This is a genomic window from Paludisphaera borealis (assembly GCF_001956985.1).
GTDB lineage: Bacteria > Planctomycetota > Planctomycetia > Isosphaerales > Isosphaeraceae > Paludisphaera > Paludisphaera borealis.
On the sequence record NZ_CP019082.1, the window covers coordinates 1,562,604 to 1,575,957 of the forward strand.

The 13,354-nt window shown below is 64.3% G+C and carries 8 protein-coding genes and 1 pseudogene; 5 read left to right on the forward strand and 4 right to left on the reverse strand.

Annotated features, from left to right (window positions below; all coding sequences use genetic code 11):
* The first annotated feature begins 30 nt into the window (after positions 1-30).
* Positions 31-780: an ABC transporter ATP-binding protein gene (locus tag BSF38_RS06115; RefSeq protein ID WP_076343952.1), complete on the forward strand. Its 750-nt coding sequence runs from the start codon at positions 31-33 to the stop codon at positions 778-780.
* A 19-nt stretch (positions 781-799) separates the two neighbouring features.
* Here the strand turns inward: BSF38_RS06115 and BSF38_RS06120 are convergent, their stop codons facing one another.
* From BSF38_RS06120 to BSF38_RS06135, 4 genes are all read right to left on the reverse strand, one after another.
* Complete coding sequence (locus tag BSF38_RS06120) at positions 800-2,374, reverse strand: oleate hydratase (RefSeq protein ID WP_076343954.1); 1,575 nt, start codon at positions 2,372-2,374, stop codon at positions 800-802.
* A 30-nt stretch (positions 2,375-2,404) separates the two neighbouring features.
* Entirely contained in the window at positions 2,405-3,529 is a 1,125-nt protein-coding gene (locus BSF38_RS06125) for an ABC transporter permease (RefSeq protein ID WP_076343956.1), read from the reverse strand.
* A complete protein-coding gene (gene rbbA / locus BSF38_RS06130; protein WP_076343958.1) occupies positions 3,529-6,294 on the reverse strand; it encodes a ribosome-associated ATPase/putative transporter RbbA in 2,766 nt (921 codons plus the stop codon). The genes BSF38_RS06125 and rbbA overlap by 1 nt, the downstream gene beginning before the upstream one ends.
* Before the next feature lie 260 nt (positions 6,295-6,554).
* On the reverse strand, positions 6,555-7,601 hold the full coding sequence (locus BSF38_RS06135; protein ID WP_237170897.1) for an HlyD family secretion protein: 1,047 nt from the start codon (positions 7,599-7,601) through the stop codon (positions 6,555-6,557).
* A 489-nt stretch (positions 7,602-8,090) separates the two neighbouring features.
* Here BSF38_RS06135 and BSF38_RS06140 point away from each other — a divergent pair, with 489 nt between their 5' ends.
* The 4 genes and pseudogenes from BSF38_RS06140 (at position 8,091) to BSF38_RS06155 (ending at position 12,561) form a co-directional block, all read left to right on the forward strand.
* Entirely contained in the window at positions 8,091-8,291 is a 201-nt protein-coding gene (locus BSF38_RS06140; protein ID WP_076343962.1) for a hypothetical protein, read from the forward strand.
* An 86-nt stretch (positions 8,292-8,377) separates the two neighbouring features.
* Entirely contained in the window at positions 8,378-9,511 is a 1,134-nt protein-coding gene (locus BSF38_RS06145; protein WP_076343964.1) for a DUF1559 domain-containing protein, read from the forward strand.
* A gap of 332 nt (positions 9,512-9,843) precedes the next feature.
* Positions 9,844-11,211: pseudogene (locus BSF38_RS31915) on the forward strand (alkaline phosphatase PhoX).
* A gap of 408 nt (positions 11,212-11,619) precedes the next feature.
* The gene (locus BSF38_RS06155; RefSeq protein ID WP_076350624.1) at positions 11,620-12,561 is read left to right on the forward strand and encodes a PI-PLC domain-containing protein; all 942 of its coding nucleotides are present in this window, start codon (positions 11,620-11,622) and stop codon (positions 12,559-12,561) included.
* The last annotated feature ends 793 nt before the right edge of the window (positions 12,562-13,354 follow it).

A 13,354-nucleotide genomic window follows, 5' to 3' on the forward strand; every position in this document is an offset into this window, starting at 1 on the left:
CGGAAGGACCGGGCGAAAGCCGTCGACCCCTTGATCGAGCTCCGCGGCGTCTCCCTCAAGTTCGTGAACTACTCCGACAAGTCGTACACGTTCAAACGCGCCGTCCTCGAACTGCTGCTGCGCCGTGAAAAGCCGGTGCCGGACTCCGAGTTCTGGGCGCTGAGTGACGTGAACCTGCGGATCAACCACGGCGAGCGGATCGGCATCCTCGGCTCGAACGGGGCGGGCAAGAGCACACTGCTGCGGCTGCTCGCGAGGATCTATCCGCCGACGACCGGTGTGCTGAACGTTCGCGGCATGGTCGCCCCCTTGATCGAGATGGGCGCGGGCTTCAACCCCGAGCTGTCTGGCTACGACAACATCCTGCTCAACGGAGCGATGCTCGGATTTACGCGAAAGCAGATGATGGCGAAAGTGGACGGCATCCACGAATTCACCGGCCTGCGCGAGTTCGCCCACCTGCCGCTCAAGTATTATTCGAGCGGCATGTACGCGCGGCTGGCCTTCGGCGTGGCCACCGAGATCGACCCGGAGATCCTCCTGGTCGACGAGTCGCTCGGGGTCGGCGACCAGGCGTTCAAGGACAAGGCCAAGGAACGCATCCGCAGCCTCATGAACCGATCGCACGCTGTGATCCTGGTGTCGCACGAGATGGCCTCGCTCCGCGAGCTGTGCGACCGCGGCCTCTGGATGCGCCAGGGCCGACTCGTCGCCGACGGCCCGATCAACGAGGTCGTCGACCAGTACCTCGAATGGGTCGCCAACCCGACGCCCGAGTAACGCTCGGCCGTGTTCGAGGTCAACTGAACATCGTCTTGAGCGCCTCGGCGAGCACCTTCGGGTCGTGGTCGCCGCGATTGACCGGCGGCGGTTGCTTGTCCAGCTTCAAGAGTGAGAAGACCGCCGTCTGCGCTGCGCGGACGGAGTATTCGACGGTGAACACCGTGTCGTCGGGAAGCTCGCAGAACTGGCCGATGAACGCAAGGTTGGTCGAGCCCTTCGGGACGACGTCCGGGCGGTCGCCGGGGCCGCGCACCAGGAACTGGCTCGTGACATAAGGCATCATGCACGGGATGCACTGGCAGGTTGCGAGGATCTTCGGGATCGAGTCGACGAAGCCCAGGTGAGAGCAAAGCTCGACGAGGATCTCCGCGCCCGTGCAGTCGGCCATCGGCTTCTTGACGAAGTCGCCGGGGCGGTCGACGAACAGGCCGTAGCCCCAGAAGACCTGGACGTCGCTCGGCTGATTCAGGAAGTGCGGCTGATAGGCGACAACGATCGACATCAGCCACGACGAATCCGTGATCGTCACGAGCGCCCCGGTGCCGGGGGCGTTGCCGGTGAATTCCTCGATCAGCCGGAACATCTCCGGGTCGCGGCAGGTGACGGTGAACGACTCCCATTTCGATTCGTCGACGTGATCGTCGAAGACAGAGGGGCGGCCGAAATCGCGTCGACTCCGCGCCAACTTCTCCCAGAGCGTCCAGTCGCCCGTCTTGCGGTCGTCGAGCGCCGGGGCCGTCGTCTGCGATCCCAGAGTCGACGCCGCCGTCATCGAACCGTTCGTGACGAAGACGAGATCGGTTTCGTTCACGGCGATTTCGTTCTCCACACCCTTCCGCACGTACCGAATCCGCGTCACGGTCGAGTGGTCGGAGCCAGGGCGGAGTTCGACGTCCGTCACCTCGGCGCCGGTGAGGAACTGGACGCCCTGCGACTTGAGCCAGGTCGCGATCGGCAGGATGACCGAGTCGAACTGGTTGTACGGCGAACGATCGACGCCGGCGAGCGTGTTGATGCGTGGGAACTCGTGGACGAACCGGTGGAGGTAGCGTTTGAACTCCACGGCGCTATGCCAGGGCTCGAACCCGAACATCGACGCCCACATCAGCCAGAAATTCGTCTCGAAGAACGCGGGAGCGAAGCACTCGTTGATCCGCTTCACGCCCAGCGATTCCTCGGAGCGAAGCGTTACCTCGATCAGGTCGAGCTGATCCTTCATGCCGAAGCCCATCGACGAGACGTCGAGCTTGCGGCCTCCGGCGACCAGCCGGCAGTCGGCGTGGGTCTTGACCCGGGCGTTGAATTCGCGGAACTCGTCGATCACGGTTTTCGACGGGTCGGTCAGCGACGGGATGAACGACAGCAGGTCGTACGTGCAGACGTACGAGAAATTGAACATGCGTCCGCCGCGAATGACGTAGCCTTTCTCCGGCGACCCCGCGCCGTCCATGCTGCCGCCGACGACGTCGAGCGCCTCGAAGATGTGGATGTTCGCCCCGGGCAGTTCGCCGTCGCGAATCAGGTAGGCCGCAGCCGAGAGCGACGCGATCCCGCCGCCGACGAGATAGGCGTTCGTTCCTTCGCGAGTCATGGTTCCGCCTTCCAGGTTGCGTTGACCGGTCTATCGACTCAGCGAGATCGACCGCCGGAAGAGTTTCAGGCTGAAGATGAAGAACGCCAGGCCGATGAGGGCGACGGCCAGGAAGTTGGGCCAGACCGATTCGAGCCCCGCGCCGCGGTAGATGATCGACTGCGAGAAGCTCACGAAGTGTCGCGAAGGCAGCAAGAAGGTGAGCTTCTGAAGCCACGGGGGCTGGCTCTCGACGGGCGTCGATCCGCCCGAAAGCAATTGCAGCACCATCAGGATCAGCATGATGAGCAGCGCGAACTGCGCCATCGTCCGGGCGATGGTCCCCAGAAAGACGCCGAGGGCCGTGGCGAAGAACAGGTAGAGCACCACGCCGAACAAGAAGAGCATCGGCGAGCCGGCGATCGGCACGTGCAACACGCCGCGTATCACGAAGAAGAGCGAGGCCAACACCGCGATCAGGATCACCAGGGCGTTCGACCAGACCTTCGCCAGCGCGATTTCCAGGGCCGAGAGCGGCATGACCAGCAGGTGCTCGATCGTGCCGTGCTCGCGCTCGCGAATCAGCGCCGCGCCGGTCAAGATCGTCGTCAGCATCGTCACCTGGTTGATCATGGCGACGATGCTGCTGAACCACGAGGTGTCGCCGTTGGGATTGAACGCCTTGCGGACGACGAGCTGGGCCGGGTAGGTGAACTTGGCGTTCGACCGCGACAGGAAGTCGGCTGTCTCGGTCGAGAGGATGTTCTGAATGTACGACGCGCCGACGCTCGCCTGGAGCATCGCGGTGGCGTCGATGTTCACCTGGACCTCGGCCCGCCGGCCCGCGCGAAGGTTCAGCTCGTAGCGCGGCGGGATGACGACGACGAACATGAACCGGCCGCTGTCCATCGCCGCGTCGGCCTCGCGCGCCGCGATCTCGACGGGGGGCTTGAACTGCGGCGGAAAGAACGCATGGATCAATTTCTTGGAGAGCGTGGAATGATCCTCGTCGACGAACGCGATTGACGCGTTGTACACTTCGGACGAAGTGCCCCGCGCCTGCGTGATGATCGCCAGGCTGAAGGCGTAGATCACGAACACGACGAGCACCCTGTCGCTCCGCAGGCTGCGCAGCTCCTTGGTGCCGAGCCAGAAGATGTTGGCGAGCGTTTCCATCAGGTCTCCTGGCTTCGCAACGCGGCGACGGCGAGCAGCATCAACACCGGGATGAACGCCGCGAGCGCCAGCGCGTCGAAGGCGAGCAGCCGAGGGCCCAGCCCCTTGGTGAAGGCCCCGACGCTCGCGTGCATATAGTACGTCGTGGGCCAGAGCGAGCCGATCATCCGCGCCGCGCCCATCAGCGTCGAGACCGGCTGGAGCATGCCCGAGAACTGCGTCGTCGGCAGCATCGTGACGATCGCGGTGACGAAGACCGCCGCCACCTGAGTCGAGGTGAAGCCCGACACCAGCAGGCCCACCGCCGTGGTCACGATCACGTACAGGAACGCGCAGCCGAGCAGGCTCAGCCCGCTCCCCTTGATCGGCACGCCGAAGACGAAGACCGTGAGCGCGGTGACGACGACGAAGTTGATGAGCCCGATGGCGATGTACGGGAGCTGCTTGCCGATCAAAAAGTCGAGCCGCGTGGTCGGCGTCACGTAGAAGTTGGTGATCGAGCCCAGCTCCTTCTCGCGGACGACGCTCACCGACATGAGAATGGCTGGAATCAAGATCAGGAGCATCGGCGGCACGCTGGGCGCGATGGCGTAGATGCTCTCGAAGCTCGGGTTGTACATGAAGCGAAGCTCCACGTCGGCGAACAGCGGGAGCGTGTCCCCCTCGTACTGCGATCGGTAGACTTCCTCAAGCTGGCGGGTGTGCGTCCCCGATGCGTACTGCTTGATGGTCTCGGCCCGGAACGGATTGGCGCCGTCGACCGTCGCCAGGGCTTCGGGCGTGTGGCTCTGCTTGACCCGCCGGCCGAAGTTCGGCTCGACCTCCAGCACCATCGACACGTCGTTCGAACGCAGCCGGCGCTCCCCCTCCTCGGGGGCGAGCGCCGGCTGCTCATGCTGGAAAGATCGCGAGCTGGAAAACGCTTCGATATAGCCGCGGCTCTCGGGCGTCTGGTCGTAATCCAGCTCCGCGAACCGGATGTTCTCGACGTCCATCGTGATCCCGTAGCCGAAGACCAGCATCAAGACCATCGAGCCGACGAACGCGAACGCCAGCCGGACCGGATCGCGAAGGATCTCCAGCGTCTCGCGCCGGGTGTACGCCAGCAGCCGGCCCAGGTTGATCGGCGCCGACGACCCGTGCGTGTCGCGAGGGCCGCTCGACGTGAGCGCCTTCGCCAGCGCCTCGCGGGCGTCGCCGGCCTGCTGGGCGTCGGCCGATTCGCCGATTGCGTCCTCGATGTAACCGATGAAGGCCGTCTCCAGGTCGGGAGCGCCGCGCGCGGCGATGAGGGCGGCCGGTGCGTCGCACGCCAGCACGTTGCCGGCGTGCATCAGCGATATCCGATCGCACCGCAGCGCCTCGTTCATGAAGTGGGTCGTGATGAAGATCGTGATGCCGTCGCGTCGCGACAGTTCGATCAGCAGCTCCCAGAATTCGTCGCGGGCGACGGGGTCGACGCCCGAGGTCGGCTCGTCGAGGATCAGGATCTCCGGCTCGTGGACGACCGCCACCGCCAACGAGAGCCGCTGTCGCAGGCCCAGCGGCAGCGATTCGGACGCATGGTCGAGGTACGGGCCGAGGCCGAACCGCTTGACGAGGCCGTCGATCCGCTCGGCCATCGTCGCGAGGGGAAGGTGGAACAGCCTCGCGTGCAGCCAGAGGTTCTGAGCGACGGTCAACTCGCCGTAGAGCGAGAACGACTGCGACATGTAGCCGACTCGCTTGCGGACTTCGAGGCTCCCTGCGTCGACCGTCTTGCCGAACAGCAGCGCCTCGCCCTCCGAGGCCGGCAGCAGCCCGGTCAGCATCTTCATGGTCGTCGACTTGCCGCAGCCGTTTGAGCCGAGGAAGCCGAAGATCTCGCCGCGCTCGATCGTGAAGCTGACGTCGTTGACGGCCGTGAAGTCGCCGAACCGTTTCGTGAGATGCCGGGCCACGATGGCCGGCTCGCCGGTCGCCGGGGGACGCGGCGGAATCGTCAATTTCTTCGTTCCCCCGCGCTTCTCCTCGGGCAGCAGGGCGACGAACGCTTCTTCGAGGTTGTCGCACCCGGTGCGGTTCTGGATGTCTTCCGGCGTCCCGGTGGCGAGGATGCGGCCGGCGTCCATCACCATCAGCCAATCGAACCGGCGGGCCTCGTCCATATAGGCCGTCGAGACCAGCACGCTCATCGCGGGCCTCGCCGATCGGATGGCGTCGATCAGCGACCAGAATTGTTGTCGCGACAGCGGGTCGACGCCCGTCGTCGGCTCGTCGAGGATCAGCAGGTCCGGCTCGTGGATCAGCGCGCCGCAGAGGCTGACCTTCTGCTTCATGCCTCCGGAGAGCTTGCCGGCCGGCCGGTTGGGGAACGGGCCCAGGCCCGTGGCTTCGAGCAGAGCGGAGATCCGCTCGCGACGTTCCGAGCCCGAGAGCCCGAACAGCCGCGCGAAGAAGTCGATGTTCTCGAAGACGCTCAGCTCGGGGTAAAGGTTCTTGCCGAGCCCCTGGGGCATGTAGGCGATTCGCGTGCAGACGTCGCGCCGGTGCTGAACGTCGGCCATGTCGCCGCCGAGCACGAGGACCTTGCCGTCCTGGATCTTCTTCGCCCCCGCGACCAGCCCCATGAGGCTCGACTTGCCGACGCCGTCCGGACCGAGCAAGCCGATCATGCAGCCGGCCGGAAACTCGGCCGTCACACCGTCGATCGCGCGCGTCGAGCGATCGTAACTGTGCGAGACGGCCGTGAGCGTCGCGACCGGAGGTGGTGTTGTGGATGACATGGAGGAAACCTGGCGCGGATTGAAGTTGGATCGTAGATGGGGCGGCGTCTTCCCATTTCCCTGATCGAGAACACATCATCACGTCGGCAAGTCGTTCCCCCTCTCCCCCCGGGAGAGGGTGGCCGTAGGCCGGGTGAGGGTCGATGCGTCCACCACGGATTACGGCCGACGAATTCAACCGCTTTCCCTGGCGCACATCGAAATCCCGCGACCCTCATCCGGCCGTGCCGGCCACCTTCTCCCGGGGGGAGAAGGAATGCTCACGTTTTGGGAACGGGGGTCTCCTCCGCCTTCGGCTCCGTTGGCGTCTTCGGCTCCGTCGTCGCCGGCTCGGCGTTCGTGGGCTTGGTCGGCTCGGGCATTGGGAACCGGCGTTCGAGCTTCTCGGGCCACGGGGTCGCCTCGTCGAGCTTGATGTATCCGACGCCGCGCACGCCGGTCTTGATCTTCTCGATGTACGGGAGCACGAGTTCCTGGGGGACCTGGAGTTTGATCCGGAACATCAGCTTGTCGCGCTCGCTTTGCGTCTCGACTTGCTTCGGCGTGAACTGGGCTTCGGGCGAGACGAACGAGACCTTCGCGCGGGCCGCGTACTGGGGAGCGGCGTCGAGCACGATCCGCGCGTCGGCGCCGATCTCGACTCGGGCCGCTTGCCGCGAGGGGAGGAAGATCTCCATATAGATGTCGCCGAGGTTGATGAGCGTGAGAACCTTGCCGCCGGCGGCGAGGACCTCGCGTTCCTCGGCCAACTTGTAGAGCACGCGGCCTTCGACCGGCGAGGTCAGGGTCGAGTCGACGATCTGGGTCTGGATCCGCTTGACCTCCGCCGCGGCGGCCTCGATCGACCGTCGGCTGGTCTGGAGCTTGGCCTTCGTCGCGTCGAGGGCCGCGACGGCGACGTCGCGCTTGGAGTGCGTCTGCTCCATCTCCTCCCGAGAGATCACACTGCGGGCAAGGAGCGCCCGGTTGCGGTCGTACAACTGGTTCTGGTACTTGAGCTCGCTCTCGCGCTGGACGATCTCCGCCTTGACCTGGTTCTCAGCCTCCTCGGCCTCGGCCACCTTCGCCTTGTCCTTGGCGAGCTCGGCTTCCATCTCCTCGGTGTCCATCTTGGCGAGCACCTGCCCGGTCTTCACGAGGTCGCCCTCACGCGCGAAGATCCGGCTGATCCGCCCGGCGTACTTGGCCGCCACGTCCACCTGGATCGACTCGATCCGGCCGTTGCCCGACACGATCCCATCCGGCAACATCGACCGCCGCTGATATTCGCGCCAAAGCCAGTAGCCCACCCCCGCGCCCACGACCACTGCCAAGACCGCAATCCACCGAAGCCAAGTTCTGAGCATGGTTGCACCTTCATCGACGCCACGGTGAGCGACGACGGACGAGCGACTCATCCGTAATCACGCCCAACGTGAATTGTCGTCCGGCCGCTGTCCTGGATTTTCCGGTCGGTCGCCGTTGTCCGCCACGAGCGAGTCTCCGTGCCCGATTGTAAGCGTTTGCCGTCGCGCGGTGGAGTGGGGCGTTCTGATTATCGGGTCCGCCGGCCGGTCCGCGAGCCGCGTCGACGAGCGTAACGCAGAACCCGCCACGTCGGACCCGGCGGATCGGAACACTCCGGGCCGGCCGCTTGCGACGAAACAATATGAATCTTTCATTAGGCGTCTTGAATGTGCGCGAGGTCGGCGCTATAGTGTGGCTCCTTGTAGTCATAAACGAAATATGACGCAAGAATATGATAATAATGAAAACTTCATCGAACCCACACGCCGTCGTCATCTTAGGAGGACGGGATGCTCGTCCGTATCGTGCGAATTCTGGTTCTCTCGGTCGCGGCGTCGATCGTGCTGGTTCCGACGCCGGGGTGCGGTTCGGGCGGGGCCGCGGCGCCGGGGACGGTGATCAAAGATCCGCCGCCCTTGCCGCTGGAGGAGACGACTGAAGCGTTGCTCAAGCAGAAGGTCAAAGCGAAACCGCGCGCGTCTCGACATTGAGCCGGCGGCCGTCCCCGGGCGCTGATTCTGATTCGTCTTGGTTTCGGAGCGTCTTAAGTCGACGCCTTCAGAGAAGGACTATTGAGATGAGAGCGCGGGAGAAGGGGTTCACCCTGATCGAGTTGCTGGTCGTGATCGCGATCATAGCGGTCTTGATCGCTCTGCTGTTGCCGGCGGTTCAGGCGGCGCGCGAAGCCGCGCGGCGGATCCAGTGCACGAACAACCTCAAACAAATTGGTCTGGCGATGCACAACTACCACCAGACCAACAACGTATTCCCGATGGCCGCGTCCAAGAACTGCAACTCCGACCCGCCGACGAGCTGCCCGGGTTACGCGGATTGGCGCGGCTGGAGCGCGCTGGCGTCGGCCTTGCCGTTCGTCGAGCAGGCGCCGCTCTACAACGCTATCAATTTCAACTTCGCCGAGGAGATCCACGACACCGTCGTCCAGCCGATGAATAGTACGGTCGTCCGGACGGTCGTGTCGTCGTTCCTCTGCCCCACCGACCCGAACGCCGCGATTCAGAACACCAACAATTACCACGCCTGCTACGGGACCACGAGCGAGTGGCCCACGGGTCCCAACAACGGGTCGGGCAGCATGCAGAACGCCGACGGCATGGGCAGCACGGGCATGTTCGCCGTATGGCTCTCGTATGGAATCCAAAACGCCACCGACGGCACCTCGAACACCGTCCTGTTCGCCGAGGCGCTCGTCGGGGACAACAAGGGCAATGAGTCGAACCGAGGCGTCGGCACTTCGAGTCCGGGGGGCAAGTATCGGGGCAACGGCGTCGTCACCGGCAACGTCGTGGCGTCCTATTATCAGGACGATTTCAATAGCTCGCCGGCGGCCTCGGCGGCGTTCATGGCCGGCCTGAACGACTGCCTGACGGAGTGGAACAACCCCGCGTCGGTCAAGATCACGAGCCACCGCGGGTATCGGTGGGCGTCGGCGTCGGAAGGATCGATCTTCAACGTCGGCCAGACGCCTAACGACAAGCAGTTCCCATTCAACGTCTGCCGGCCGCAGGGCAACCCGAGCCAGAGCGACAATGGCAGCATCTCGCTCCCCGCCACGAGCATGCATCCCGGCGGCGTCAACACGCTGTTCACTGACGGAAGCGTGAAGTTCATCAAGGAATCGATCAGCCGACCGACCTGGTGGTCGCTTGGCACCCGAGGTGGGGGCGAGGTCGTCAGCGCGGACGCCTACTAAGACCCAACTACCCGCGACGTTCAAGGTCCGAATACAAGTTCGAAGGATCAGCGAGTGAATTCCCAAATCCGCCGTCCGAATGCTTGACTCGCAGGCGCTCCGAGCTTGTTCATCCAGCCCTCGATTACCGTGTAGGGTCGTCCGGCCCACTCTGGGAGAGAAGGGGATTCATCCTTCGATCCGTGTGCAACCGCGATGCGAACCGCGCTTGTTCGGCTCTCGTGGCTTCGCATGGTTTTCCGATCCGGGCCGAGACCGCGCATCCCGGCCTTCCTCTTGACGAAGCAGGCGTATTGGAGAGTATGCAGATGATCACTACGCGACGCGGATTCATGCACGGTGCCGCGGCCCTCGGGGCCGCTTCCCTCGCCTCCCCTTTCGGAGATTGGACCCGGCGTCTCGGCGCGGGGGAAATCGCTCCTGTCGCGGATTTCGGCCCGCTTCGGCCGACACGGGACGAGAACACCGGCCTGGAACTTCTCGAACTCCCCGAGGGGTTCCGCTACGTCTCCTTCGGCTGGGCCGGCGACGAACTCTCCGACGGGAGCAAGACCCCCGACTCGCACGACGGGATGGCCGTGATCGCGTCCGACGGCGACACCGTGACGCTCTGTCGGAATCACGAGGTCAATGGATCGGGGGTCGCCATCGGCAAGACCGGTTCGGTGTACGACAGGTTCGGCAAGGGAGGCTGCACGAATCTGGTCTTCAACACCAAGACCGCCAAGCTCGAATCGTCGTGGGTCAGCCTTGGCGGCACGGTCAGGAACTGCGCCGGCGGCCCGACTCCGTGGGGGACCTGGCTCAGTTGCGAGGAGACCACCCTCGAGAACGGCGATAAGGAGGATTCCAAGGACGCCAAGGGGCTTGAGTTCGAGCAGACCCACGGCTGGGTCTTCGAAGTGCCTTCCCAGGGGACTTCCGAGGCAAGACCCATCAAGGGCATGGGGCGATTCACACACGAAGCGATTTCGTTCGACCCGGCCTCGGGCTTCGTCTACATGACCGAGGACTAGGGACGGGCTGGCTTCTACCGCTACCTTCCCAACAAACCTCGGGATCTCCAGGCCGGCGGCAAGGTCCAGATGCTCAAGGCCAAGGGGACCCAGAATCTCGTCAAGGGGCTGAAGGCCGGACAGACCTTCGAGGTCTCCTGGGTGGACATAGAGAGTCCGGAGGTCGTGCACGCCGATGAGAGGCGACGAGGCGATGGCTGCTTCCGTCAGGGATCTGCGCAGCAGGCGGCGATGTTCTCGGGCCTTGAAGGGTGCTGGCATAATCAGGGGAAGATCTACTTCACGGCCAAGAGCGGCGGTGACTCGGCCGCCGGCCAGGTTTGGTGCTACGTCCCCGCCGAGGAAAAGCTGACGCTCCTCTTCGACTCCCCAAGCGGGATGGTCCTCGACATGCCCGACAATATCACGATGAGCCGTCGCGGGGGCCTGGTGATCTGCGAGGACGGCAGCACCGCCCCTCAACAGCGCCTTCAGTGCCTGACGTCCGAGGGTGCGGTGGTCCCGTTCGCCGCCAACGCCGTCGACCTGCGCAAGACGCCCCATCGCGGCTTCGACCGCGACTATCGTAAGCTCGAATGGGCGGGAGCCACCTTCAGCCCGGATGGGAATTGGCTGTTCGCCAACCTCCAGATCCCCGGCATCACGCTCGCCATCACCGGTCCCTGGCGCGAAGGGCTGATCTGAATTCGAGGCTGTCCGCGCTTCCCACGGGGAGCTTGGAGCGGTTTGCGATTGGGTTGCACGCGGGCCGACGCCGAATTCCCTTCTCCCCGTGCAGGAGAAGGTGCACCGTAGGGGCGGATGAGGGGTTCTTCGATCGCCCTTGCAACCGAGGAATTCCTATGATTCACCCCTCATCCGGCCGTTCCGGCCGCCTTCTCCCCGCCGCGGAGAGAAGGCATGCTCGCGACAGCTTGTTTTGATTATTGTATGCAACTCAAACGCAAACCGCTTTAGAGAAACCTACCGGTTGAAGCCGGTCCCCGGTTCAGCCAATGTAGTCCGACGGCGTTCCATCGGTCGCGACCTGGACTGCCCGTGTCCCGGAGTCGGGCTCGGCGCAAGATCCCTTCTGAGGACGGCTTCATGTTCATGAAAATCGTTCGATCGGCCACATTACTGACATTCGCCCTGTCGCCGGCTTCGTTCGCGGACGGCCCTTCCCGCCCTTTGCCTATCAGCGCTCATAACTGCTACGCGGAGAATCGAACCGACAACCCCAGGCTCAACGAGGCGCTTGCGCTGGGGATCGACAACATCGAGATCGACCTCGGGTGGGATGATGCGGCGAAGCAACTCATCATCGGCCATGATGCGACGCCCCGGCCCGGCGTCGCCTACCCTCGGCTGGAGACCTCGCTGATACCCGTACTGGAAGCCCGTTTGAAGGCGCCCCGGCCCGACGGCGCGCCGACCGTCCTCACGATCGACTGGAAGACGGGCAAGCCCGAGGCTGTTCGACTGTTCAATGACTTGCTCGACGCCCACGCCGAGTGGTTTTCCTCGGCCCCCAAGTCGCCCGACTCCCCCTTGACGACCCGGCGAATCACCGTCTGCTTCAGCGGTAGCGAGGCCGCGAAGGACGCCTACGACGCCTTGATACCGTCCGGCGGCGTCTACCGTGCTTTTCGGGATCGCGTCATCGGCGCCGGCGCCAGGTATGAGGCCGATGTCGCGACGTACATCCCCGGGCCCTCGACTGCCTACCTTCGCTTTCTGGCCTTCCACTGGGGGGCCATTGAGCGGGGCGGGCCGGCCTCGGCCGGCGACTGGACCCGGGCCGACGCCGATCGACTGGGCGCCTTGACGGCCCTGGCCCATTCTCGTGGATTCCGGATTCGAATCTACAGCCTCAACGGCCACACCGGGCCGCTCAACGGCGGCTACCGCTTCGTCGACGACGAGGCCGCCAGGGTTCGATGGATCGCCTCCTCCGCCGCCGGGGTCGACTGGGTCGCCGGCGACGAATACCGAGAGATGGTCGAGGCGCTTCGTAATCTCTCTTCCAACACCCTCCCTGAATCCGGCTCATGATGTCCCGCCCGGTAGCGGTGGGGCGTCCGCTCGCCAAGGAACCGACGGCCAATCTCGCCCTCGTCGGTGCCGTCGTTTTCCTCTTGCTCGGCGTATCCTGGCGCATCCTCCGATCCGTCACGTCCGTCCTCATCCCGAAAACGAGCCGTTGACCCATCCTCGACTGGCGAACCGTCCGGATATTCTTTCGGAATCGGCGGTTTGATCGTAACTTCATAATGGGAGGCTCCCTCCCTCGCTCGTTCTCAATCCGCTCGACAGGTGGAAGACCCCCCGCTCGATCCGCTCGCGGAGGATGCGAGCGACGGGGACGCATTCCCTTCCTCCGTCTTATCGAAAAACTCGGACAATCGAACCCAATGCCTCCTCGTGAGAGAAGAGCCGACGAGGCGCGGGAGACGACCGGTGGATGGACGAGAAAAACCGCCGAACAAACCCAATCGGGGGCCGGTCCGGCGGCCGTCGGGCGCGTCCCACGCGGTTTATCGCCAATCGAAGCCAAATTCGCGGGGGCTGTAAGTCGTTGGTTGGCAAGTGGGTGTGGTCAAATCGCCGTATGTCCGTCCGCGTCAAACAAAGCCAATTTCGGCGGACTTCTTGGGGGCGATTGTGAGGAGCGCGGCCTCGGTGCGACGGGTGAAGGTGAGGTTGAGAGGACGCCGCGCGAAGCGTTCCAAACCAGATTGCGGCGCGAACGAAGCCAAACTGGAAAGATCATCCGACGCTCGGACTTCGGGCACTTTGGTGAAGCCTTTTCAATGCATTCCGTCGGGCTGATCGGCATTGACCGTCG

Bases quoted from the DNA above. Each gene is read 5' to 3' on its own strand.
- BSF38_RS06120 (WP_076343954.1), bottom strand. From the start codon at position 2,374: ATGACTCGCGAAGGAACGAACGCCTATCTCGTCGGCGGCGGGATCGCG.
- BSF38_RS06125 (WP_076343956.1), bottom strand. From the start codon at position 3,529: ATGGAAACGCTCGCCAACATCTTCTGGCTCGGCACCAAGGAGCTGCGC.
- rbbA (WP_076343958.1), bottom strand. From the start codon at position 6,294: ATGTCATCCACAACACCACCTCCGGTCGCGACGCTCACGGCCGTCTCG.
- BSF38_RS06140 (WP_076343962.1), top strand. From the start codon at position 8,091: ATGCTCGTCCGTATCGTGCGAATTCTGGTTCTCTCGGTCGCGGCGTCG.
- BSF38_RS06145 (WP_076343964.1), top strand. From the start codon at position 8,378: ATGAGAGCGCGGGAGAAGGGGTTCACCCTGATCGAGTTGCTGGTCGTG.
- BSF38_RS06155 (WP_076350624.1), top strand. From the start codon at position 11,620: ATGAAAATCGTTCGATCGGCCACATTACTGACATTCGCCCTGTCGCCG.